The organism is Eikenella sp. NML03-A-027, from assembly GCF_001648395.1.
Taxonomy (GTDB): Bacteria; Pseudomonadota; Gammaproteobacteria; order Burkholderiales; family Neisseriaceae; genus Eikenella; species Eikenella exigua.
The window spans coordinates 488,191-512,390 of sequence record NZ_LXSM01000016.1; the positions used below are offsets into that span (position 1 = coordinate 488,191).

Genomic DNA, 24,200 nt, shown 5'->3' on the forward strand with positions numbered 1-24,200 from the left:
TTAACTTCAAAACAAGGATATGAAAATGAAAAAATTACCCCCTATCTTCGCCGCCTGCCTGCTGAGCTTCTGTGCCGTAGCCAGCGCCACCACCTACGAATGCACCGACCGACAAGGCCGCCGCACCTACACCGCCACCCCCGGCCCTAATTGCCGTGCCGTCACCCTTGGCCGCGTGACCACCTATCCCGCCCCCGTAAGCACCGCGCCTGGCAGCCCGAGCTACAGCAGCCCAGCTGCCCAGCCTGCTGCCAATGAAAGCCAGCGCCAAGCTGCCACCGAGCGCCTACGCCAAGCCCAGCAGAATCTGGAAGAAGGCCGCAAAGTGCGCTATGGCAACGAGCGCAACTACGCCCGCTATCTGGAGCGCATCGGTAAGCTGGAAGAGGAAGTGAACAAAGCCCAGCAGGAAGTGAACAACCTGAATAAATAAATCCGGTTGTGCTTTAATTTCTTGCAGTAATGTTTTCAGGTAGCCTTTGGTGTGATGCAGGCTACCTGAAAAACGAATCAACCCAATTTTTCCCGTTTAACATCCCACCCGATTTAACTTCGTTGCAGCTTACGCTTTCAGGTAGCCTTTATGCCCGCCATCCCCACGCACTACCGCAACCTGCACGTGTCCGAGACCGCTTCGGATAAGGAGATACGCGAGGCCTACCGCCGCCTGTCGAAACGCTATCATCCCGATTTTAATCCCGACAACCCCGAAGCCCTGCGCATCATGCAAATGGTAAACAAGGCCTATGCCGTGTTGTCCGACCCCGAGCAACGCAAACGGCACGATGCCTGGATTGCCGCCCAGCGCCAGGCCAAAGCTACCAATCCCTTGCTGCAGCAAGCCGCTGCACGGCAGCAGGCCAAGCTGGTGCCTTGGGGGCAGAAGCTGAAAGCGCAGTGGCAGCGGCTGCGTGCCAACAAAGCATTTTGGCTGGTGTTCTGCACCGGCTTGTTGCTTGGGCTGCTCGTGTTGCAACTTTGGTGGTGGCTGGATAAAACTCCGGCTGCGCCTCAAGATACGCCTTCCGCCGTGAGCCAGCTGGCCGCCCAAGGCAGCGCCTACCAACGCCCGGCCAAAGCCCCCAACGGCAACATCTGGCCGTATTTTTCCGACTATATTTCAGGCTACCCTGTGGCCGCGCAAAACGGCATGTCTATCGCCAGCATTGCCAACCACGGCGCCGACCGCATGGTGGAGCTGCAAATGCAGCAAGACGGCAGCTGGCAAAACATCCGTACTTTCTACATGCCCGAGAAGGGGTTCTTCACCCTCTACGAACTCGGTGCCGGCCAATACCGCTTGCTCTATCTTGATTTAGACAGCGGCCGCCACACCCAAACCGATGTTTGGCAAATAGAAAAACAAAATGATGCGCCGGTGTACCCCGATGCCAGCATCACCCTCCCGCCCACACAGCAAGGATAATCATGAGCGCCTCTCCCGCCGCCAAATACACAGAAGAAACCGTACTTTGGGTAAAACGCCACACGCCCAAACTGATGAGTTTCGCCATCAGCCGCCCCGATGAATACCGCTTTGCCGCCGGCCAATTTTCCCGCCTCGGCTTCCCCGAAGGCAGCGGCTTCATTTGGCGCGCCTATTCCGTGGTTTCCGCCGAATACGACGACACCCTCGAATACTTCGCCGTGCTCATCGAAGGCGGCCCCATGTCGGCTCGATTCGAACAGATGGAAGCCGGCAGCACCATCTTGCTCGACAAAACCGCCACCGGCTTCCTGCTGCCCGAACGCTTCCCCGACGGTAGCGACCTCATCATGCTCAGCACCGGCTCCGGCATCGCCCCCTTCCTCTCCATTCTGCAACAGCCGCAGATTTGGCAGCGCTTCGACCATCTCGCCCTGGCTCACTCCGTTTCCCATGCCAACGAAGCCGTGTTCAACCAGCATATCCGCGATTTGGCCGAACACCCATTAGTGGGCGAGTATTACGATAAACTGCGCTTCGTTCCCGTGCTCACCCGCGAGCAGCAGCCCGGCAGCCTCAGCCAACGCCTGCCGCAGCTGTTGGAAAACGGCAGCCTCAGCCAAGCCTTCGGCCTGCCGTTCAGCACCGAGCGCAGCCGCTTCATGCTGTGCGGCAATCCCGCTATGGTAAAAGACACCTTCCAAGCCCTGCTCAAGCTTGGCTTTGCCATGCATCGCAACCGCATCCCCGGCCACATCATGATGGAAAACGGCTTTTAATGCCTTTAACTAATGTCGGAAATTGCAAAGCAGGATGTTGCCAACGTTTTCAGGCAGCCTCAATTAACAGGCTACCTGAAACCGATTTGGGCCCGCAAGATTACAGGCTGGCTGAAATTCATCAGAGCTAACGAGATGCTGATAAACCACAGGCTCGTGCATCAAGCATCTATTAATTCTCAAGTATCCTCAAAAGCCCATCCAAGGCTACCTAAAAATTAAGCCCTTGCCACCAGCCGCTGCTCAGTCCACAATAAGCCTCTTCCCCACGAACAGCAAAACACAGCCATGAGCCATTCCCAAGCCTTCAGCCGCACCGACGACGTACGCATCCGCAGCATCAGTGAGCTGCTGCCCCCCATCGCCCACCTCTACGAATTGCCCATCAGCGAAACCGCCACCGATTTGGTGGAAACCACCCGCCATCAGATTGCCGACCTGGTGCACGGCCGCGATAAACGCCTGCTTACCATCATCGGCCCCTGTTCCATCCACGATCCCAAAGCCGCCCTCGAATACGCCCAGCGCCTGTTGCCCCTGCGCAAAAAATACGAGAAAGAGCTGCTTATCGTGATGCGCGTTTATTTTGAAAAACCGCGTACCACCGTGGGCTGGAAAGGGCTCATCAATGACCCTCATCTCAACGGCACCTTCGATATCAACTTCGGCTTGCGCCAAGCCCGCCGCCTGCTGTTGGATTTAAACAACCTCGGCGTGCCTGCTTCCACCGAATTTCTCGACATGATCACCCCGCAGTATTATGCCGACCTCATCTCCTGGGGCGCCATCGGCGCGCGCACCACCGAAAGCCAGGTGCACCGCGAGCTCGCCAGCGGCCTCTCCTGCCCCGTCGGCTTCAAAAACGGCACCGACGGCAACCTCAAAATCGCCATCGATGCCATTGGTGCCGCCTCTCATCCGCATCACTTCCTTTCCGTCACCAAAGCCGGCCACTCCGCCATCGTCCACACCGCCGGCAACCCTGACTGCCACGCCATCCTGCGCGGCGGCAAAGAGCCGAATTACAGCGCAGAACACGTTAAAGCCGCTGCAGAACAGCTGGCCAAAGCCAGCGTAACGCCCAAACTGATGGTGGATTTCAGCCACGCCAACAGCCGTAAAAACTACACCCGCCAAATGGAAGTGGCGCACGATGTGGCCGTGCAGCTGAAAAACGGCGAGCAAAACATCATGGGCATCATGGTAGAAAGCCACTTGGTGGGAAGCCGCCAAGACAAACCCGAAACCTACGGCCAAAGCATTACCGATGCCTGCATCGGCTGGGATGCCACCGAAGAGTTGCTTGCGCTGATGGCCGAAGCCAATCGCGGCAGAATATGAGCAAAGCGGCTTTTGCCGATTTTTTACTAAATACAATGCCTCCAATACGCTTCAGATGGCCCAATACAACAAAAGGCTACCTGAAAACCTATAAATATTTACAAATTACACCAAACTGTTAAAATCTATAATTTTTCAACGATGCCATTAACTGCAGAGCAGGAGCAAAGGTTTGCGGCTGCCTGAGGGAGATACACTTATGCAAGATTTCCGTGAAAACCCAAACGAGGATTTCCGCCAAGCCTATGCTTCCACCGCATTGGAAAATGATTTATTCGATAACGGTAAAATGGAAGTGGATCTGGCCAGCCCTTGGCAGCGGATAGGTGCACGATTGCTAGATATAGTGATTTTTGCCGCTATTTTTATGGTCTTCTTTTTTGTTATCGCAATTTTTATCAAAGATTCGATGATGGTTATCGGACTTAGTTTGCTCTTCGTTTTCGCCTTTGGTATTTACCAAATGGTCATCATGTCCCGCGATGGGCAAACGATAGGTAAAAAAGCCTTGAATATCCGCGTGATCACTGAAAATGGCAATAACCCCGGTTTCGTTAAATATTGCTTGGTGCGCGAATTTGGCTACAACTTCATTTTTACCCTTATCGGAATTGTTAGCAAATCATTGGCCAATTCGCTGGCACTTATCGCCACCATCGCCTGTATCGTGCTGCTGTTTATGGAAAGCCGCAACCGCCAAACCTTACAGGATTTGCTGGCAAAGACATTGGTCATCAAAAACTAAGCCATTTTTTATTCATACACAAGGCTACCCGAAATCATTTTCCCGCTTTCAGGTAGCCTTATTTATCTGGCCTAATTTGAGGACAAACCATGCAAAACTTCCGCCAAAACTATCGGCCTCCTCAATCAGAAGCCGCGCCGCAGGCAGCGGATCGGATGAAGGAAGTGGAGTTGGCCGATCCGTGGCAACGCTTGCTGGCCGGGGCAATCGACCGCATCCTGCCTATTATATTTTTCATTCTTACCATAACGGTTGGTGCGAACCCACGATATGCACGTGCCAAATTGCTGTGGTTGTATGATTCTATACTAATCATTGGTTGTCTAACTGTGCTGTCATTTCTCTGGCAGGCTGTTATCATGAGTCGAAGCGGTCAGAGTATCGGACAGAAAATCCTGCGTATCCGTGTGATTACGGATACCGGCGAGAACCCGGGCTTTGCTAAATATGTGCTGGCGCGCGAAGTGTTTTTCTTTGCCGTTTTGCTTTCGCTATGCGGGCTGCTCAGCGGCCTGGGTTTGGGCCACATTATCTATTGTGCTGTGCAATTGCTGTACCTGATTATGCTATGCCGCAAGCGCGGCAATTATCAAACGCCGCAGGATTTGATGTTGCAGACTTTGGTGGTGAAGATGTGAGTGCCGGCATAACGAAAGGCTGCCTGAATCATTCAGGTAGCCTTTCGTATTATGGTGGGCGGATATGAAACTTGTTGCGGCGAGATTTCAGCTAGCCTCTACTACTTCCTCCTTGCCAAACGCCTGCCGCAGTTTGCTCCAGATGAGGGCGAGCAGAAATAGGATAGCCTGCAAAATCACGATACTGGGGCCGGTGGCGGAGTTAATGTGGTAGCTGAGCAGGGTGCCAGCGAGACAGGTGAGAACGGAGGCGGCCATGACGATGATCATCATGTGCTCAAAGCGTTTGGTAAGCAGGAAGGCGGTGATGCCGGGGGAAATGAGCATGGCCACCACCAGCACTACACCGGCCACCTGCATGGCGGTGATGATGGTAAGGGCAAGCAAGGCAAGTAGGCCGTAATGCAGAAGCTGCGGGGATAGGCCGGCGATGCGCGCTTGGGCAGGGTCGAAACAGTAGAGCATAAAGTCGCGCCGTTTGAGCAGCATGACCAAGGCCACGGCGGTGCAGATGGCGAAGGTTTGCAGCAGCTCTTCGCGGCTCACGCCCAACACGTTGCCGAACAGGATGTGGGTGAGGTGTTGGTCGGTTTCTACTTTAGTAAACAACACGAGGCCGAGCGCAAACATACCGGAGAAGACGATGCCCATCACGGTGTCTTCTTTTAGGCGGCTGTTGTTTTTCAGGTAGCCTACACCCACGGAACAGAGCAGGCCGGAGACAAACGCGCCAATTTGCAGCGGGATACCGAACACGAAGGCAAGCACAATGCCGGGCAGCACGGCGTGCGACACCGCGTCGCCCATTAGCGACCAGCCTTTGAGCACCAGATAGCAGGACAACAGCCCGCAGGTGATGGATACAATCAGCGCGGTGAGCAGGGCGTTCTGCATGAAGGGGAAGGCGAGCGGCGCGGCAAACCAGTTGATCAGCTCAGACATAGCCGGCCTCCGTTTCTTCCGCTGCTCGCGGCACAGCGCCTAATTTTTGCCGCAACAGGCCGTATTTGGGCGCAAACACGAAGGAGAACAGGAACAGCAGGCTTTGCAGGGACACAATCACGCCGCCGGTGGCACCGTCGAGGAAAAAGCTGATATAGGCGCCCAAGGCGCAGGTAAGTATGCCGAGCGATACGGCAATTAGCACTAGTTTGCCGAAGCGGTCAGTAAGCAGGTAGGCGGTGGCGCCAGGAGTAACCACCATGGCAATCACCAAAATCGCACCCACAGTTTGCAGCGCGGCCACCACGCAGGCGCTGAGCAGACAGAAAAACAAAATTTTATAGCGCAGTGGCGAGAGGCCGACAGCCACGGCTTGAGTTTCGTCAAAAAACACCAAGAGCAAGTTTTTCCAAGTGGGCAGCAGAAACAGCAGGCATACGCCAATGATGATGGCTACCTGAAAAATATCTTCGTCGGCAATACCCAAAATATTGCCCAACACAATTTCCTGCACGTTGACCGCAGTCGGGTTCACCGACACGATAAACAGGCCGATGGCGAAAAAAGTGGTGAAGATAAAGCCGATCACCGCGTCTTCCTTTAGCTGCGTGATGGCACGTATCCACAAAATCGACAGTGCTGCCAAAATGCCGGATACAAACGCGCCGGCAGAATAGGGCAAGCCGAGCGCATAGGTAACCGCCACGCCAGGCACCACCGAGTGCGATAGTGCGTCGCCAATCAGCGACCAGCCTTTGAGCATTAAATAAGACGACAAAAACGCGCACATACCACCCACCGCCGCGCTCAGCACGATGGCCTTCACCATGTATTCATAGGCAAACGGCTCCAGCAGCATCTCTAGCATGAACTTTCCCCTTCGCTGCCGTTTTCCTGCTCCGCGCAGCTGCCTTGGGCATCGCTGCAGCAAGGTACGGCTGGTGAATCATTTTTGGCTTGACCGTAGAACACGGCGGGGCGTTCGTCGTCGGTGAGCACGGTGAGTACACGGCTGTCTTCGTCATCGTGCAAATCGCTGCCGGAGAGGCGGAAGTGGCGCAATACGCCGCCGAAGGCCAGTTCGAGGTTGTGTTGGTTGAAAGTGTGCTCAGTACGGCCAGCGGCCAGCACGGTACGGTTGATCATCACCACTTGGTCGCAGAAGTCCGGCACCATACCGAGGTTGTGGGTAGACACCAAAATTAGATGCCCCTGCCCCCGCAGCTGGCCGAGTAAATCCACAATCGCGTCTTCGGTTTTCACGTCCACGCCAGTAAACGGCTCGTCCAGCAAGATAATCTTGCCCTGTTGCGCCAGCGCGCGCGCCAGGAATACGCGTTTTTTCTGCCCGCCGGAGAGTTCGCCGATTTGCCGCTGCGCCAAATGGGCAATGCCCACCCGTTCCATGGCTTCCTGCACTTTGCGTTTGTCTTCCGCTTTGGGCAGGCGCAGAAAATTCAGGTAGCCGTAGCGACCCTGCATCACCACGTCGTACACCGACACGGGAAACTGCCAATCCACTTCCTCGCTCTGCGGCACATAGGCCACCAGATTGCGCTTGAGCGCCTGCGGCACGGGCAGACCGCATAGGCGGATGCTGCCCGATTTCGGCTTAATCTGCCCCATCAGACTTTTAAACAGGGTGGATTTGCCGCTGCCGTTTACGCCCACCAGCGCGCAGGTGGTGCCGCCTTGCAGCGTGAAACTCACGTCACGGATAGCCGTGTGGCCGTTGCTGTAGCGAACCGTTACCGATTCAACGCTGATGGAGGCGGCTTGTTCAGACATTATTTTCCAAATCCTCTAACAATGGTGGAAACCGTGATGTTGAGCAGGTCGAGGTAGGTCGGCACCGGGCCGTTTTTGGCGGAAAGCGAATCCACATACAACACACCGCCGTATTTGGCACCGGTTTCGCGCGATACCTGCTGCATCGGGCGCGGCGATACGGTGCTCTCGCTAAACACTACCGGAATATGATTTTGCCGCACAGTGTTGATCACGCGGCGCACCTGCTGCGGCGTACCTTGCTGCTCGGCGTTAATCGGCCACAGATACACTTCTTTGAAACCATAATCACGTGCCAGATAGCTGAACGCGCCTTCGCTGGTTACCAAGAAACGCTGATTTTGCGGCACGCGTGCCAGTTTTTCGCGCAAAGGGCGGTCTAGGTTGCGGATGCGCTGGGCATAAGCGGCGGCATTGCGGGTGTACGCTGCTGCATTTTGCGGGTCGTACTTAATTAGTGCGTTTTTAATGTTTTCCACATAGATTAAGGCGTTGCGGGTAGACATCCAAGCGTGCGGGTTGGGCGTGCCACGATAAGGACCTTCGTGAATTGACATCGGCACAATACCCTGCGTTACCACCACTGCCGGCTTGTTGCGCACGTTTTGGAAGAAACGCTCAAACCAGCGTTCCAGGTTCAGTCCGTTCCACAACACCAAATCGGCAGATTGGGCTTTAGCAATGTCTTGCGGTGTGGGCTGGTAATCGTGGATTTCTGCGCCCGGCTTGGTAATCGATTCCACCACGGCCGCATCGCCCGCCACGTTTTGGGCAATATCCTGAATTACGGTGAAGGTGGTAACCACTTTGAATTTAGCATAGGCCGGTGCAGCAAAGCCCAAGGCGGCCAACAGACAGAATGCAGATAATAATCGGCGCATTGTTTTCTCCTAAATTTAAGTTGAGCTAATTAAATGGACAACTAAAGCAAAGATTTTGCCTGCTATAGTAAATTCCTGAAACAGATACTTCATTTGGCTCGCTTTAACTGTACTCCTGTACTGCCTGCAACTCGCCGCCTTGTATCAGGTTCAGGAATTTTACTATATTAGCGCAAATAACAACTATTATCAATTATTTTATTATGGATTTTATATAACAACAGGAAAAACCAACAGAAACAACAGGTCTATACTGTATACGGGATTATTTTATTCGCATTTTACCGTGCCGTGCTAACAATCATTGCCATATGCAATAGCCTCTTTGCCAATTTAAATGAAGCAACCCAACCAGACTAGCAAACAGTTTTTACTGTTTTTACCGTCTGCTTTGTTATCTTGTGTTAATTTTGTCTGGACAGGCTACCTGAAAATTGAAAATCAGGTTTTTTTAGCTAAAACTTTTATTTCTTCCTACTGCATTTGCATTGGTTTGCCGTACTACTGCGTTGTTTGCAGCTTGCCGCCTTGCATGAAAAATATGCTTCAATTATAACTTCATTGAAGCTAACGCTTTAGTTTCGCAGAACCCAGCCTTAGCTGTATCAAAAAGTTGTTTCAAGTAGTCCTTCTATTCAACCGGACGATCTACCTTACTAGTGCGCTTGTGGCGGCGGAAGCGCCACAATTGGCGCACAGCGTGGACGGTGGTGGAAAGCCCGCCGGCCAGCAGCAGAAATATCAGAGGCACCACCAACAGATAAGGCGCAAACCACAGCAACAGCGCCAGCGCCAGCATACTGATGCCCAGGCTCAGGTAGGATTTGGCTTCGTTTTCATCCACCGTGCGCGTGCCGTAGAAGTTGCCGCGAAACATGCTGGAAAGCTGCAGCAGCTGGCGTGCTGCTGCTTGGGCACTCTGGCGACTGTGCCGCTTCTTGGAGAGCACTTGGTGGCGCCGGCGTAGGGCGGCACGGCGTTCACTGCTGTTGAGCACAATTTCGGTGGCGTTAGTAAGGTCTTGCAGAAACATCTGCTCCAACTGGTACACCACCACTGCGTCTTCGATTACCACGTCTAACTCACGATTGAGATACCAGCTGGCAAAGTTGAGATTGGTCGAGCCCACGCGCGCCCATTGGCCGTCGGCAATGGCGCTTTTGGCGTGAATCATCGGGCCGTCCCATTCAAACACGCGCACACCGGCCTCCAAGAGGCTGCGGTAGCGGATGCGCGACACGCGGCCTATCCAGCGTATATCGGAAGTGCGCGGCACCAGGATGCGCACGTCCACGCCGTCGTTGGCAGCGTTGATGAGGGCTTGAGTGTAGAGGCGGGTGGGCATGAAATAGGCATCGGTAAGCCACAGGTTGCGCCGCGCTAGTGCCAGCGCGTTCAAATCCAGCCGCATCATATTGTTGTTGCTGGGCGTGGTGGCCACCACGCCGGCGCGCACCGTACCAGCGGCGGTGCCGTCATAAGGGGTGATGTTTTTAGGTAGCCTTTCGCCTTGCGAGCGCAGCGTGTCGGACAAAGCCTGCACTACTTCGGCCACCACCGGCCCCTGCAGTTTCAGCCCGGTATCGCGCCACGGCGCCACACCTTTGGCCAGATTGCCTTCCCAGGCGGAAGACACGCACAATCCACTCACGAAGGCGGTGTGGCCGTCTATCACGAAGGATTTGCGGTGGTTGCGCGAGAGCAGGCCGATGCCGCTGGCAAAACCAGGCGGGTTGTAGGCCACCACTTGCGCGCCGGCCTGCTTGAGCGGTTCAAAAAAGCGGCACACAGCCGGCCACAGGTTGCCCAGCCAGTCGTACACCAGCACCACGCTCACACCCTGGTGGCATTTTTCCACCAGCAAATCGCGCAGCCGCACGCCGAAATCGTTGGCGGCAAAAATATACATTTCAATCAGCACATAATGCTCGGCAGCAGCCACTGCTTCCAGCCAGGCGGGAAAGTTTTCGCGGCTGTCTTGCAAGAGCTGCACGCTGTTGCCGCCGTGCATTTCGCTGCTGCTAGAGCGCACATGCAGCTGCTCGAGCAGCGGCTGCGGGTGGTCGAGGAGGAGGGTACGGTTAGACATGGTGTGGTTTTGGTTGGTTTGAGGTTTCAGGTAGCCTTTTGTGCTGGATTGGTTTGATGCTTAGTAAGCCGGTTCTTGAGCCAGCACGGCAGCAAGGCTGCTGCCAACCGGAACGCCCAGGTCGTCTGAGCCTGAGTCTTTCATCACAATTAAAGGGCTGGGCTGCCCGAAATCGTAACAATAGAACACGCCGCCGCCATCGAATGCAATCGGCAGCAAATCGGGCGTGTAATACCAGAATTGGTAGCTGAAATAATAGGACACGGTTTCCGCCGGTGAGAAGTAGCCAAAATCTTGCCCATTGCCCGTGATGCCGCCGTGCACGGAATATTGCCAAAGCTGCACCAGTTCGTCGGGGATATAAAAGTGGGCTGGCAGGCAATATCCGGTGGCACTGAGCTGTGCTGAGTAAGGTTCGAGATAGTTTAATGCGTTGGCGTGTTCGGCTTCGGGCAAAGGGGTGCGGAATGCGGTAATGTCGTCCGGCGTGGCAGGAGAGTGTCGGTCGTAAAATTCAAATGCTTGATACCACATTGCTTTATTCCTTCACTAAGAATGCTTTTCGCAAAGCTGTCAGGCATTGCACGTAGCCTTGGGCTTAGGCAAATCAAACTGGTGCAGCGGAAACACAATCCACCCGCTATGGCTTTTCAGGTAGCCTGCAGCCTTTAAATTTGCCGATGGATAATGCGGCGGATCAGCAGGCGGTTGGGGGCGAGGGCGGCGGCCACTTCTGGTTCGGCTGGCAGCGGCTGGCCCAATAGCTGTGCCGCCGCCAGTTCGCCGCACAGCGGGGCGGTGGCGAGACCGCGGCTGCCGTGCCCGCTGTTCACAAACAGGCCGGGCAGGTGGGGGCAGGGCAGTTCGGGCAGGCGGTAGTTTTTATCATGGGCGAGTTTGGCGTATTGCACGCGCATCGCCGCCCAGTCGCCCAACGCGCCCACGGCGGGTAGATGGTCGTAGCAGTCGGCGCGCACGGCGGCATGACCAGATTGGTAGGCGGGCAGGGCGGCAGCAAGCTCAGGCGAGAGTTGTGCCAGTTTGGCGTGGTTGCCGTCGTCTTCTGTGGCACGCAAATCGCTGCTTTGCTCGTTGGGCACGAAGCTGGCGCCGAAACAGTGCTGATGACGATACTCCGGCGAAATATAGGCATCGGCGCTCAGGGCGCAGCGCAGCCGGCGGCTGAGGGGCGCGGCATCGGCCAGGCTGGTTTGGCCGCGGATAAATTGCAGCGGCAGGGCTTCGGGCAGGATATCGGCCAATTGCTCGGCGCCGCAACAGAACACGATGTGGCTACCTGAAAAAGTCTGCATGCCTTGCGGCGTATCCACGGCAAGCCGCCATTCGCTGCCGTGGCGTTGCAGATTGATGAGTCGATGCTGCGTGAGCACGCGGATGCGGGGTGATTCGAGCAGGGCGGCGGCGAAGGAAGGCGGGTTGAGCCAAGCGCCCTGCGGCCAAAACAGGCCGCTCTGCCCACTCAGCGGGATGCCGGAGAGTGCTTCGGCCTCGGCGGTGCTGACGGCATAATAAAGATGGCGGTTGGCGCGTTGCTCGGCCAGCTCGCGGTTGCGGCGGGTTTCGCTCTGATTGTGGTTGAGGTGCAGCACGCCGCAGGCTTGCCAATCCGGGCTATTGGGCAGAAGGTGTTCGAGCAGGCGGCGGCTGTAGCCGTAGCTGCCGAGCAGGAGGCGGGTTTGCAGGGTGGGGTGGGCGGAGATTTTGGCGTAGAGCAGGCCTTGCCGGTTGCCAGAGGCGGCGCGGGCAGGCTGATCGTTTTGCTCGAGTATCAGGCTGTCGATGCCGCGTCGGGCGAGGGCGTGGGCAGTGGCCGCACCGGCAATGCCGCCGCCGATAATCAGCACGCGTTCCACAGGGATGGGCGGCGGGGCAATTTGCCAGGGTTTGCTTGGGCTAGCCTGTTGCGGCACAGGCGGACTGTTTTGCCAAACCAGTTCACCGAAGCCGTATTGTGCCAACCCGGCGGCAGCGGCGGCGGGTAGCAGATAAATATCGTGTTGCAGCGGGTTGGTATCGGCGGGGATAAAGTTGGCAGCAGAGGCGGCACAACTTTTCAGGTAGCCTTTATCGGGCTCATGGAGGCTACCTGAAAAATCGTCGCTGAGAAAAATGCAGGCAGCGCGGGGATGCCGGGAGATGGCGGCGGCAAGCTCTTGTTCGGCGGGGATGCCTTGCCAGATGAGGGCGGGGGTAGTCATGGCGTTTGCCAACTGGTGCGGGCGGGAATGGGAGACGGGAGGCAGTATAGACAGAAGCAGCTGGTGACGGCAACTTTGGCTTGGCATGTTTTGGTGGCATCAGGCAAAAGGCTACTTGAAAGCATAGTGTCAACAAAATTCAAACCGCTGCCGGTTTCCAGGTAGCCTTTTACAAACTAAACTCCGCCGAATGCTTGAAATGCGCTTGCCTGCCCCCAATTTGCCGGGCAATGAGGCTTTAGCCATCCTATTCAACTGAAAACAATAACCGAGAAGATAATGACCCAATCCCAGCATAATCCCGCTGAAACCCGCACCCTGCCGATGTTGCCGCTGCGTGACGTGGTGGTGTACCCGCATATGGTGCTGCCGCTGTTTGTCGGCCGACCCAAATCCATTGCCGCACTGGATGCTGCCATCGAGCAAGACGGGCCGGTGTTCCTTTTGGCGCAGAAAAGTCCGGCCAACGAAGACCCCGGCACAGACGATTTGCACACCATCGGCACGCTGGCCAATATCCTGCAAGTGCTGAAATTGCCCGATGGCACGGTGAAAGTGCTGGTGGAAGGCATGCAGCGCGCCCGCGCATTGGCCGTGAACGACGGCGGCGATTATTTCCAAGCCGAAATTGAAGTGCTGGCTGCCGAAGAAAACACCGACGGCCACGACTACGAAGCCCTGCGCCGTACGCTTTTGGCGCAGTTCGACCAGTTCATCAAGCTCAATAAGAAAATCCCCGGCGAAGTGGCCGGTACCATTCACGGCATCACCGACCACAGCCGCCTGGTGGACACCATTGCCGCCCACTTGCAGCTCAAGTTGGAGCAGCGACAGGAGATTTTGGAAATCACCGATGTGGCCGAGCGCATGGAACATCTGCTTGGCCAGCTGGAAGCCGAGCTGGATATTTTGCAGGTGGAAAAACGCATCCGCGGCCGGGTGAAACGGCAGATGGAAAAATCCCAGCGTGACTATTATCTGAACGAGCAGGTAAAAGCGATTCAGAAAGAGTTGGGCGAGGGCGACGAGCGCGAAGAGCTCGATCAACTCGAACAGCAGGTGCGCGAAGCCGGCATGAGCAAGGAAGCGGAAGAAAAAGCGCTGGGAGAAATGAAAAAGCTGCGCATGATGCCGCCGATGTCGGCCGAGTCTTCCGTGGTGCGCAACTATATTGAAACGCTGGTAGACATTCCGTGGAAGAAGAAAAGCAAGGTTAGCAAAGATATTGTGCAGGCCGACTTGGTGCTTAATGCCGACCACTATGGCTTGGAAAAGGTGAAAGAGCGCATTTTGGAATACTTGGCGGTGCAAAAGCGCATGAACAAGCTCAAAGGCCCGATTCTGTGCCTGGTAGGGCCACCCGGCGTGGGCAAAACCTCGCTTGGCCAATCCATTGCCAAAGCCACCGGCCGTAAATACGTGCGCATGGCTTTGGGCGGCATCCATGACGAGAGCGAAATCCGCGGCCACCGCCGTACCTACATCGGCTCGATGCCGGGCAAAATCATCCAAAACATGATTAAAGCCGGCGTGAACAATCCCTTGTTCCTGCTGGACGAAATCGACAAACTCGGCCGCGATTTCCGTGGCGATCCGGCCAGCGCACTGTTGGAAGTGCTCGATCCGGAGCAAAATCACTCCTTTGCCGACCACTATGTGGAAGTGGATTTCGACCTGAGCAATGTGATGTTCCTCGCTACTTCCAACAGCATGGACATCCCGCCCGCGCTGCTCGACCGCATGGAAATTATCCGGCTCTCCGGCTACACCGAAGACGAAAAAGTAAATATTGCCATGCAATATCTCGTGCCCAAACAGATTGAACGCAACGGGGTGAAGAAAGGCGAAATCGATATTCAAGAAAGCGCAGTACGCGACATCATCCGCTACTACGCCCGCGAAGCCGGCGTACGCTCGCTCGACCGAGAAATCGCCAAAATTTGCCGTAAGGTGGTGATGAAGCAGGTATTGGAGCAAGATAAAAAAGCCGGCGCCAAACGCGCTGCTGCACCGCAAATCGTGGTGGCGGATGCCGCCAACCTGCACGAATATCTTGGCGTGCGTCGTTTCGATTACGGCGTGGCCGAGAACGAAAACCGTGTCGGCCAGGTTACCGGCCTGGCGTGGACAGAAGTCGGCGGCGAGCTGCTTACCATCGAAGCTGTTGCGCTCAAAGGCAAAGGTAATATTTTGCGCACCGGTAAGCTGGGTGATGTGATGCAGGAATCTATTTCTGCCGCTTGGAGCGTGGTGCGCTCGCGTGCCGAAGTATTGGGCATTGCACCGGATTTCTACGAAAAAACCGATATTCATGTGCACGTTCCGGAAGGTGCTACGCCCAAAGACGGCCCCAGCGCCGGTATCGGTATGACGCTGGCCATCGTGTCCTCGCTCACCGGTATTCCCGTGCGTGCCGACGTGGCCATGACCGGTGAGATCACTCTGCGTGGCGAAGTATTGCCCATCGGCGGTTTGAAGGAAAAACTACTGGCTGCTCTGCGCGGCGGCATCAAGCATGTGCTGATTCCGCAGGAAAATGTGAAAGATTTGGAAGAAATTCCGCAAAACGTGAAAGAAGGGCTGGAAATCCATCCGGTGCGCTGGATTGACGAAGTGCTCTCCTTCGGCCTGGAATACCAGCCGCAACCTTGGCAGGACATGCTTGCGGCCAAACCGAAAACCCCGGCGAAATCCGGCGGCCACGCCACCAAGCATTAGGGAGAAAGTGGCAGGCTTTGTTGTGTGAAAGGCGCAAACCTGCCACTTTAGCTGAAAATAGCCGCCTGCCAGCCGTTTATTTGCTTGACCGATGATTTTGAACTTGCTATAAAGCAGCCTGTTGCAGACAAACGCATTGGTGCCGACCACAATCGGCCGATTCTTCATTACTCCTCAACTAGAAAGGGACTTAACGTGAACAAGTCTGAATTGATTGAAGCGATTGCTAAGGAAGCTGACATTTCCAAGGCTGCTGCCGGCAAGGCACTGGATGGTTTTACCAAGGCTGTTACCACCGCTCTGAAAAAAGGCGACACCGTAACTCTGGTGGGCTTCGGTACTTTCTATGTGGGCGAGCGCGCCGAACGTAAAGGCCGCAACCCGCAAACTGGTAAAGAACTGATTATTCCAGCCGCCAAATCTCCGAAATTCCGTGCAGGTAAGGCGTTGAAAGACGCGCTGTAAACCGCACTTTCTTGCATAAATGGAAAAAGACAGGCTTTCTCGCCTGTCTTTTTTCTTGCCACTATTTTCAGGTAGCATCTTATGTTTGGCAAGATAGCAGAGATCTCGGGCTATAATAAACTGTCTGTAGTCATATAGCGGATTAAATTTGCTTGCGATACAAGACAGCTAGCCGCCGACAGCACCAGCAGCATGGTAAAGCGAGTCAAAGCCATCGAGAAAGTTAAGTTAATTCGCTATAGCCCGCCACCCGCAGAACCGTTACAATACCGCATTTAATTTTCACCACGTTTCCTTTTTATTTTTTTTATGTTTGCCATCGTCGAAAAACACCGCCGCCTGTCTCAAGTGCTCCTGGGGCTGATTACTGTTACCTTTGTGGGATTCGGTGCCCAAACCCTTACTTCGGGTATGCACAGCAGCTATATCAGCAAAATCGGCAATACCCACATCACTGCCGAGCAAGTGCAGGAACTGCTGAGGGAAGCGCCGCGCCATAGCGACCAACCCATCAGCAAAGACGATGTTTACCAATCGCTGGTGCAGCAAGCCTATTTCGATCAGGGTGCGGCAGAGCTGGGCGTTGGCGAGCTTTCTATTGAGCAAATCAAGGGCGTGATTACGCGCGATCCTTCATTCCAAGTCAACGGCCAATTTAGCCCCGAGCAGTTTCAAGCCTATCTGCGCCACAGGGGGATTACCGAAGAGCGGCTGATTGAGGAAATGCGCAGCCAGTATCGCCGCCAAACCCTTATCAGCCTGTTGAGCAACGGCAATATCGTTAGCGACAGCCAGGCAAACCAAATCCTTGCCCTTACCGGCAGCGAGCGTGAGTTGCGTACTGCGCCATTCAATGCGACCGATTTTGCCAGCAAAGTACAGCCTACTGATGCCTCCTTGCGCAGCTATTTTGAAGCCAACAAAGCCAAATATGCCTTGCCTTTGGCAGTGAAGCTTGAGTTTGTTGATTTGAATGTAGAAGAGCTGGCCAAACAGCAAACTGTGAGTGCGCAGGAGTTGCAAGAAGCCTACCGCAATCTGCCCACCGCCGCCAGCGAAGCCAAACCGCAGTTTGAGAGCGTGAAAGCCCAGCTGGAAGAGAGTGTGCGTCAGCGCAAAGCCGCCCAAGCCTTGGGTAATGCACGCGAACAGTTGGCACAATTGGCTTTCGACAACCCCGACAGCCTGCAAAAAGTGGCACAGGAAATGAAGCTGCCGCTGCAAAAACATGAAGAATGGCTCAGCCAACCCGAAGCGGCCGCCGCCAAACTGCCGCAAGCCGTGCAGGAAGCCATGTTCAGCGCCGAGGTGATCGAGCGCCGTCACAATTCTGAAGTATTGGATATGGGCAACGGCGTATTGCGCGTGTTGCGTGCCACCGATGTGAGCAAAGCCCGCAATCAAAGCTTTGAAGAAGCCAAGGAAGCAGTGCGCAAAGATTATGTGGCTGTGGAGAGCGCCAAGCTGGCCCAAGCCGCTGCCGCCCAAGCCTTGAGCAATCTGCAAGCTGGCAAAGCAGTGGATAACTTGCAATGGAGCAATCCGGAAAAAGCCGGTGCCGCCCAGCTGCAACAAGCTGTTGGCCTGCAAAACTTTGCCGCCATCGTGAAAGCCCATCCACAAAACGGCAAACCTGGCTACGCAGTGATTACTCTGCCTAACGGCAACGCCGCCTTGGTGGAAGTACGCGCCATCAGCCTGCCAGAAAACAGCAAACAGCAGTTGCCTGAGCTGCGCCAACAAGTTGCCGGGCGCAATACTGAAGCGTTCTACCGCCAATATTTGCAAGTGCTGCAACGCAAATACCCGATACAGCATGGCTCGCAGAAATTGGATCGGGATGAAAACTGATTGATTTTGCTGCTTGAAAAGGCTACCTGAAAGTTTCAGGTAGCCTTTTGCTATTTCTACTTGGCTTCGGGCTGAGTGATAGCAGGAAGGGCGGCTTGAGGGTTTTATAGTGGATTAAAGTAAGAAGGCTAGGAAATATTGGTTTGTCAGACTGGGTGCATTCCAGCTTCTTGCTCCAACAGAATAAAAGCCTGATGGTTTGCGTAGATACACTAAAGGCTACCTGAAACTTTCAGGTAGCCTTTCTATTGCTGCAATTATGCTTGGAGCAAGCCGACGATTCAGTTTAACCCGCTGCCAGATTGCGTAGCTCACGCACCGCATCGGCAATTTCACCCGCAGTCAGACCGATGGGGCCGATGCCGCGGGCGGCCAGCAGTTCTGCCGCCGTGCCGTGCATCCATACTGCCGCGCAGGCCGCATCTTGCATGGGCAGATGTTGTGCCAGCAGTGCGGCCATCAGGCCGCTCAATACGTCGCCGCTGCCGGCAGTGGCCAAGCCGGGATTGCCGCTGTCGTTTTCATACACAATCCGCCCGTCTGGTGTGCACACCAAGGTTTTCGCACCTTTGAGCACCACATAGCTGCCGTAGCGCTCGGCAATATTGGAGGCCGCCAAATAGCGGTTACCCTGCACCTCTTCCACTGTAATACCCAGCAGGCGTGCCGCTTCCAGCGGATGAGGTGTGAGCACCACATTATTGGGCAAGAACATAGTCTCTACCGCCAGCAGGTTCAGCGCATCGGCATCCAGCAGCAGCGGTGCATCAGTATGGATAGCTGCTGCCGTGGTCTGCTCCAACAGCTGGCGCGAGGCATCGCTCATGCCCAAGCCGCAGCCAATAGCGTAAACGCTGATGTCGCGCCGCTGCACCAGTTGTGCGGCGGTGGTGATCATGATTTCCGGATAATTAGGCAGATACGGTATCGGCAGGCTGTTTTGCGCAAAACCGAGCCATACTTTGCCCGCCCCGCCTTTCAAGGCCGCGCTGGCTGCCAGCACCCCGGCGCCGGACATGCCGGCCGCGCTGCCCACCACAGCCACCGTGCCGAACGTGCCTTTATGGCTGTCTTCGGCGCGTGGTTTGATTAAAAGGGGGAAACGGAAACGGGCAGTATGCTGCCACTGCGCCAACTGCTGGGATAAATCTGCCATATCAAACCTCATGTTATTCAATTAGACAAATGCCAAGCAAACGGCATACCGAGCGTACGGCCATTACGCCGAATATTGAGCTAGGGCAAATACGGTGCAGGCCGCCATTGACCCGGTGCAAGATTCAGCTGCCACAAACCCAACCGACCGATGCACACGCGCACCAGCCGCAGGCAGGGGTAGCCCGCCTTGGCCGTCATGCGGCGCACTTGGCGGTTTTTGCCTTCGCTGATGCGGATTTCCAGCCAAAAATCCGGCACGCTCTTGCGCACCCGAATCGGCGGCACGCGCGGCCACAGGCAGTCGGTTTCCGATTTTTCAGGTAGCCTGATCTGCGCCGGGCGGGTAACGAAATCGCCCAAATCCACACCACGCCGCAACAAATCCAGTTTTGCTTCGTCCGGGCTGCCTTCGAGCTGCGCCCAATAGGTTTTCACCGTTTTATAGCGCGGGTCGGCAATTTTGGCTTGCAGGCGGCCGTTAGCCGTGAGCAGCAGCAGGCCTTCGCTGTCGGTGTCCAGCCGACCGGCGGGATAAACATCGGGCAGCCCGATAAACTCTTTCAGCGAGCGGTGTTTCTCATGCGGGCTGAATTGGCAGATAACCCCATAGGGCTTGTTGAAAACGATTAAATCAGACATGGTGTGCAGGTCGGTTGGGGTTTCAGGTAGCCTTTTGGGCTGGAATGGCTAGATTATATAGCTGAAATCAAAGCTATTCTAGCCACCTACGCCCGTATTTCCAAGCAATGCAAGCCATCCGGCGGTATAATCGCCCTCGGCTGAGTTGAGGCTACCTGAAAACGCAAGCTGCAACAAAGTTGGAACGTAGCGAAGTTTCTGCCAAGCCAAAGCCTAATCCCATCTACATAGCGAGAATACCATGTCCCCATCCCCCATCCGCACCGGCCGCGCCGCCGGCCAACTGCGCCCCGTCAGCATCACCCCCCACTTCCTGCCGCATGCCGACGGCTCCGCCCTGATTGCCTGCGGCAACACCAAAGTGATTTGCACCGCCAGCATCGACGAATCCGTTCCGCCCTTTCTGCGCGGCAAAAACCAAGGCTGGGTAACCGCCGAATACGGCATGCTCCCCGCCTCCACCGCCAGCCGCATGCGCCGTGAAGCCGCCCAAGGCAAGCAGTCCGGCCGCACCCAGGAAATCCAACGCCTGATCGGCCGCTCCCTGCGTGCCGCCGTAGATTTGAGCCAGCTGGGCGAACGCCAAATCCTGATCGATTGCGACGTGATCCAAGCCGACGGCGGCACTCGTACCGCTAGCATTACCGGCGCATACGTCGCCCTGCATCTGGCCATCGGCAAGCTCTTGGCCGCAGGCAAACTCGCGCACAACCCGATCCACGAAGCCGTGGCCGCCATATCGCTCGGCATCGTCGGCGGCGTGCCCCTGCTTGATTTGGACTACCCCGAAGACTCCGGTTGCGACAGCGACATCAACCTCGTGATGACCGCCTCCGGCAACATCATCGAAATCCAAGGCACCGCCGAAGGCGCCGCCTTCAGCCCCGCCGCGCTCACCCAACTGCTCGCGCTCGGCCAAAAAGGCATTGCCGAGTTGATTCAACACCAGCAGGCCGCCATCGCCGCTGCTTGAAAACCGGTTTAGCAGTACAATCCATTTTCGTTGCAGCGGCATTTTCAGGTAGCCTCAAAGTATGCAACGGGCTACCTGAAAACGAAGTTTCCGAAGGAAGCTGAGTTTCTGCGAAGCTAAAACCTAGTCGCAACGAAGTTAAAAACAAACTGCAATCAAAACGAAGGAAACCCATGAAACTCTACACCAGCCCCACTTCCCCCTATGGCCGCCTTGTCCTGCTCGCCGCCCTCCCACGGCATGAGCTCGATTTCGCCATTGCCTACACCAACCCTTGGGAAAACCCCGCCGAGCTCCAAGCCCTCAACCCCTTCTCCCAAGTGCCCGTTTTGCAAACCGACAGCGGCACCGTCATCAGCAACAGCCCGTTTATATTGGACTTCCTGCTCGGCCACCCCCTGCACACCGCCGAGCAAACCGCCACCGCCACCGCCGCCTTTGCCTTCTCCCTGCTCGACCAGCTGGTGAAACTCTTCGGCCTGCAAAAATTCAAAGCCGAAAACACCCCCGACCACCCGCTCACCGAACGCGCCCGCGCCGCCTGCATCCGAGGCCTGGCCGCTGCCCCGCAGCTGGATGCCGAGAGCGGCGACGTTTCCCACCTCGCGCTGGGCATGGCCTTGGTGTTCATGCAATACCGCCTGCCCGATTTGCAGCCCCACCTCAGCCCCGCCAACCAAAGCGCATTGGCACAATTCACCGCCCGCGCCGACGTACGCGCCGTGTCGCCGGAAAACTTAGAAACCCGCCCAGCCACCTTGGCGCAGCTGCGGCAGAGTTTGGTTTAGCCCTATCCGTATCCCCGCCGATACGGCAAAGGCTACCTGAAAAACAGCGCCACCGAATTTTCAGGTAGCCTGCCGTTATAATGCGTGCATCGCCAAAGCAATACCAAAAGATAAGAAAGGATTACCAGCATGGGTACTCCGCAAACCGCGATCATCCCGGAAACCATCACCGCCGCTATTTATATCGAGGCCGACGTGCGTGATGCGGCCAAAGTCAAAACCGCCTGCCGCGAAGCCCTCGCCGCGCTGGCCAACTGCCAAACCCGTTTCCCTGGCCACGAGTTGGGTGTGACCATTGCCTTCGGTGCAGACTTCTGGCGCGGTCTGAACCACAGCGGCGAAGGCGAAGAAATCCGCCCCTTCGTGCCGCTGGGCAACGGCCTGTGCCCGGCCACCCAGTGCGATTTGATGATCCATATCCAATCCACTCACACCGGCCTGAACTATTTGCTGGCGGAAAAAGTGCTGGCTGCTTTCGGCGAATCGCTTGAAATAAAAAACGAAACCCACGGCTTCCGTATGCCGGAAGAGCGCGGGTTGGACGGCTTCGTGGACGGTACGGAAAACCCGCACGGCGATGAAGAAATCGCTTCCGTCGGCATCATTGCCGAAGGGAAAAGCGCGGGCGGCAGCTATGTGGTGCTGCAACAATACCTGCACGACTTGAAAAAATGGGACGGCATCAGCGTGAAAGAGCAGGAGCAGGCCGTCGGCCGCAGCAAAGCCGACAACATCGAGTTTGCCCGCGAAGACCGTTTGCCTGATTCGCACCTGGGCCGCACCAACATCAAGGAAAACGGTGTCGGCCTGAAAATTGTGCGCCGCAGCCTGCCTTTCGGCCAAGTGAGCGGCGAGCACGGCCTGCAATTCATCGCCTACAGCGCCAGCCTGCACAATATCGACGAGCAGCTGAAATTCATGTTTGGCAAAAAAGATGGCAAAATCGACCTGTTGCTGAAACATATGTCCACCGCCAAGCGCAGTGCCTACTACTACGCGCCGAGCGTGGAGCGCTTGGCTGATCTGTGATGTTGCAGATTGGTTTGATTGGCCGACATACAAAGGCTACCTGAAGTTCAGGTAGCCTTTAATTTGATGAGAACATGGGTTGGCTTGCTATAAAAGGCTACCTGAAAACGTTGCGGAACAGCGTCGCGTTTGTTTCAGGTAGCCTTACTCATCAAGCTATCAAGCAGTCTGGCCGATTAAACCGCCTCCTGATCAGCCGGTTTGCCCCCAATCATTTTGCCGATGATGCTGCCGAGCACAATCCCGGCCAGGGCGAAGGGCAGCCACTCCAGCGAATAGGCTTTCAACGGCAGTTGTTCGGTAAAGCCCGCACCGGCCACGGAGAGGATGGAAACCGCGCTAGCTAGACCGGTGGCGAGGCGGTGGGTAAGCAGGGGCATCGGGCGGATGAAGTTGTCGATAATCAGCAGCAGCAGGATGGTCATGGCAATCGGGTAGAGCACCATCAACACGGGCACGGATTTGCCGATAACGGCGCTCAAGCCTTGGTTGGCCAAGATGAAGCTCATGAGGGTTACGGCGATGACGTAGCTGCTGTAGCGGATGCGTGGGAACAGGCCGTAGAAGAATTCGCCCACGGCGGTTACCAGGCCGACTGAGGTGGTGAGGCAGGCGAGGGTAACGATGATGCCAAACAGAATACGGCCGAAGCTGCCGAAGGTTTGGTAGGCGGCGGTATTGAGCAGGAAGGAGCCGATGTCTTGCTGTTTGGCAGCCAAATCGGCCAGGGTGTCGGGCGATACGGGCAGGCGGTTGCTCACCCAAGCTAGGCCGACATAAATAACAGCCAGCGATACGGCGGCGATGATGCCCGCCACAAAAGTTTGCTTCATCACCACTTGGTTATCGCGCTGATCCGCCGGCATTTTAGCCTTAATGGCATTAATCACAATCACGGAAAAGGCCACGGAGGCGAGCACATCCATGGTTTGGTAGCCGCCGATAAAACCGGCCAGGAAGGCGGATTGGCCGCCAAAGTTGGCAGCCGGCATGGTGGGCGGGTTGCCATAGAGCCACCACACGGATTTGCCGATCAGGGCAAGGATGGCGATGAGCAGGGCAGGGGTGAGGATGGCGCCGATGCGCTCGACCATTTTGGAGGGGTTCAGGCTCAGCCACAGGGTGATGGCGTAGTAAACCACGGTGAAGGCGAGAAGCGAGCCGCTGCCAGCTTCGCCGATAAAGGGCAGCACGGCCATTTCATAGGAAGTGGCACCGGTGCGCGGGATGGCGAAGAAGGGGCCGATGGTGAGATAAATCGCCATCAGAAAAATGACGGCAAACCAAGGGTGGATGCGGGTGAGGGAGGTTTTGTAGCCATTGTGATAGAAGGCGCTCACCATGATACCCAACAGAGGCAGGCCAACGCCGGTAATCACGAAGCCGAGGAGGGTGCTCCAAAATTCTGGGCCACTATTGAGGCCGAGAGTGGGCGGAAAAATCAGGTTGCCGGCGCCAAAAAAGATGGCGAACAGCATAAAGCCGATAATAAAGGTGTTTTTATTCATGATGTTCTCTGGTAGGCTACTATTGCTTGGATATGGCCGATAACTGCGGTAAAAAGGTATTATGATACCGAATCGGTTGTTAAAGGGATAGGGCGGCTGGCTAAACGGATTTTGGCTTCGTTGAAGCTTATGCTTTCAGGTAGCCCTTTTAAAGCTACCTGGGAAAAGCGATCTGCCTGAAACCAAATCTACACGGCACAGAAGATGTAAAAGGCTTTATCCC

At 55.7% G+C, this 24,200-nt stretch carries 22 protein-coding genes; 12 read left to right on the forward strand and 10 right to left on the reverse strand.

Going from position 1 to position 24,200, the window contains the following annotated elements; genetic code table 11:
* Nucleotides 1–25 precede the first annotated feature (25 nt).
* From A7P96_RS07875 to A7P96_RS07905, 6 genes are all read left to right on the forward strand, one after another.
* Complete coding sequence (locus A7P96_RS07875; RefSeq protein ID WP_067526081.1) at nucleotides 26–433, forward strand: DUF4124 domain-containing protein; 408 nt, start codon at nucleotides 26–28, stop codon at nucleotides 431–433.
* Between the two features lie 150 nt (nucleotides 434–583).
* Nucleotides 584–1,426 (forward strand): J domain-containing protein, encoded by an 843-nt coding sequence (locus A7P96_RS07880; protein ID WP_067526083.1) that lies wholly within the window; start codon nucleotides 584–586, stop codon nucleotides 1,424–1,426.
* Between the two features lie 2 nt (nucleotides 1,427–1,428).
* Nucleotides 1,429–2,205: a ferredoxin--NADP reductase gene (locus tag A7P96_RS07885; RefSeq protein ID WP_067526085.1), complete on the forward strand. Its 777-nt coding sequence runs from the start codon at nucleotides 1,429–1,431 to the stop codon at nucleotides 2,203–2,205.
* Between the two features lie 288 nt (nucleotides 2,206–2,493).
* The gene (gene aroG, locus A7P96_RS07895) at nucleotides 2,494–3,546 is read left to right on the forward strand and encodes a 3-deoxy-7-phosphoheptulonate synthase AroG (protein ID WP_067526088.1); all 1,053 of its coding nucleotides are present in this window, start codon (nucleotides 2,494–2,496) and stop codon (nucleotides 3,544–3,546) included.
* Between the two features lie 199 nt (nucleotides 3,547–3,745).
* Nucleotides 3,746–4,291, forward strand: coding sequence for an RDD family protein (locus tag A7P96_RS07900; RefSeq protein ID WP_067446934.1), 546 nt, complete (start codon nucleotides 3,746–3,748; stop codon nucleotides 4,289–4,291).
* An 89-nt stretch (nucleotides 4,292–4,380) separates the two neighbouring features.
* Nucleotides 4,381–4,929 (forward strand): RDD family protein, encoded by a 549-nt coding sequence (locus A7P96_RS07905; protein WP_082887945.1) that lies wholly within the window; start codon nucleotides 4,381–4,383, stop codon nucleotides 4,927–4,929.
* An 87-nt stretch (nucleotides 4,930–5,016) separates the two neighbouring features.
* Here A7P96_RS07905 and A7P96_RS07910 read toward each other — a convergent pair whose 3' ends face one another.
* From A7P96_RS07910 to mnmC, 7 genes are all read right to left on the reverse strand, one after another.
* Nucleotides 5,017–5,871, reverse strand: a complete 855-nt coding sequence (locus A7P96_RS07910; protein WP_067526093.1) for a metal ABC transporter permease — start codon at nucleotides 5,869–5,871, stop codon at nucleotides 5,017–5,019.
* On the reverse strand, nucleotides 5,864–6,739 hold the full coding sequence (locus tag A7P96_RS07915; protein WP_067526095.1) for a metal ABC transporter permease: 876 nt from the start codon (nucleotides 6,737–6,739) through the stop codon (nucleotides 5,864–5,866). Before A7P96_RS07915 ends, A7P96_RS07910 begins: the two co-directional genes overlap by 8 nt.
* Complete coding sequence (locus tag A7P96_RS07920; protein ID WP_067526097.1) at nucleotides 6,733–7,659, reverse strand: ATP-binding cassette domain-containing protein; 927 nt, start codon at nucleotides 7,657–7,659, stop codon at nucleotides 6,733–6,735. Before A7P96_RS07920 ends, A7P96_RS07915 begins: the two co-directional genes overlap by 7 nt.
* Nucleotides 7,659–8,540: a metal ABC transporter substrate-binding protein gene (locus A7P96_RS07925; protein ID WP_067438950.1), complete on the reverse strand. Its 882-nt coding sequence runs from the start codon at nucleotides 8,538–8,540 to the stop codon at nucleotides 7,659–7,661. The genes A7P96_RS07920 and A7P96_RS07925 overlap by 1 nt, the downstream gene beginning before the upstream one ends.
* 631 nt (nucleotides 8,541–9,171) lie before the next feature.
* A complete protein-coding gene (locus A7P96_RS07930) occupies nucleotides 9,172–10,629 on the reverse strand; it encodes a phosphatidylserine/phosphatidylglycerophosphate/cardiolipin synthase family protein (protein WP_067526099.1) in 1,458 nt (485 codons plus the stop codon).
* A 60-nt stretch (nucleotides 10,630–10,689) separates the two neighbouring features.
* On the reverse strand, nucleotides 10,690–11,163 hold the full coding sequence (locus A7P96_RS07935; RefSeq protein WP_067526101.1) for an SMI1/KNR4 family protein: 474 nt from the start codon (nucleotides 11,161–11,163) through the stop codon (nucleotides 10,690–10,692).
* A 134-nt stretch (nucleotides 11,164–11,297) separates the two neighbouring features.
* Complete coding sequence (gene mnmC, locus A7P96_RS07940; RefSeq protein WP_067526103.1) at nucleotides 11,298–12,848, reverse strand: FAD-dependent 5-carboxymethylaminomethyl-2-thiouridine(34) oxidoreductase MnmC; 1,551 nt, start codon at nucleotides 12,846–12,848, stop codon at nucleotides 11,298–11,300.
* A gap of 279 nt (nucleotides 12,849–13,127) precedes the next feature.
* On the opposite strand from mnmC, the gene lon reads away from it, so the two are divergent.
* From lon to A7P96_RS07955, 3 genes are all read left to right on the forward strand, one after another.
* Nucleotides 13,128–15,566 (forward strand): endopeptidase La, encoded by a 2,439-nt coding sequence (lon, locus tag A7P96_RS07945; RefSeq protein ID WP_067526104.1) that lies wholly within the window; start codon nucleotides 13,128–13,130, stop codon nucleotides 15,564–15,566.
* Between the two features lie 159 nt (nucleotides 15,567–15,725).
* Nucleotides 15,726–16,031, forward strand: coding sequence for an HU family DNA-binding protein (locus A7P96_RS07950; RefSeq protein WP_161802039.1), 306 nt, complete (start codon nucleotides 15,726–15,728; stop codon nucleotides 16,029–16,031).
* A 309-nt stretch (nucleotides 16,032–16,340) separates the two neighbouring features.
* Nucleotides 16,341–17,882, forward strand: coding sequence for a peptidylprolyl isomerase (locus tag A7P96_RS07955; protein WP_067526106.1), 1,542 nt, complete (start codon nucleotides 16,341–16,343; stop codon nucleotides 17,880–17,882).
* A gap of 286 nt (nucleotides 17,883–18,168) precedes the next feature.
* Here A7P96_RS07955 and A7P96_RS07960 read toward each other — a convergent pair whose 3' ends face one another.
* Nucleotides 18,169–19,038 (reverse strand): NAD(P)H-hydrate dehydratase, encoded by an 870-nt coding sequence (locus A7P96_RS07960; RefSeq protein ID WP_050754434.1) that lies wholly within the window; start codon nucleotides 19,036–19,038, stop codon nucleotides 18,169–18,171.
* An 80-nt stretch (nucleotides 19,039–19,118) separates the two neighbouring features.
* A complete protein-coding gene (locus A7P96_RS07965; protein WP_067526108.1) occupies nucleotides 19,119–19,679 on the reverse strand; it encodes a pseudouridine synthase in 561 nt (186 codons plus the stop codon).
* 241 nt (nucleotides 19,680–19,920) lie between these two features.
* Between A7P96_RS07965 and rph the strand changes: the two genes are divergently transcribed.
* The 3 genes from rph to A7P96_RS07980 all read left to right on the forward strand — a co-directional run bounded on the left by rph (nucleotide 19,921) and on the right by A7P96_RS07980 (nucleotide 22,469).
* Nucleotides 19,921–20,652, forward strand: a complete 732-nt coding sequence (gene rph, locus A7P96_RS07970) for a ribonuclease PH (RefSeq protein ID WP_067526110.1) — start codon at nucleotides 19,921–19,923, stop codon at nucleotides 20,650–20,652.
* Between the two features lie 173 nt (nucleotides 20,653–20,825).
* Entirely contained in the window at nucleotides 20,826–21,440 is a 615-nt protein-coding gene (locus tag A7P96_RS07975; RefSeq protein WP_067526112.1) for a glutathione S-transferase N-terminal domain-containing protein, read from the forward strand.
* A gap of 129 nt (nucleotides 21,441–21,569) precedes the next feature.
* The gene (locus tag A7P96_RS07980; RefSeq protein WP_067526113.1) at nucleotides 21,570–22,469 is read left to right on the forward strand and encodes a Dyp-type peroxidase; all 900 of its coding nucleotides are present in this window, start codon (nucleotides 21,570–21,572) and stop codon (nucleotides 22,467–22,469) included.
* A gap of 176 nt (nucleotides 22,470–22,645) precedes the next feature.
* On the opposite strand, the gene brnQ is transcribed toward A7P96_RS07980, so the two are convergent.
* On the reverse strand, nucleotides 22,646–23,977 hold the full coding sequence (brnQ, locus tag A7P96_RS07985; protein WP_067526114.1) for a branched-chain amino acid transport system II carrier protein: 1,332 nt from the start codon (nucleotides 23,975–23,977) through the stop codon (nucleotides 22,646–22,648).
* Nucleotides 23,978–24,200 lie beyond the last annotated feature (223 nt).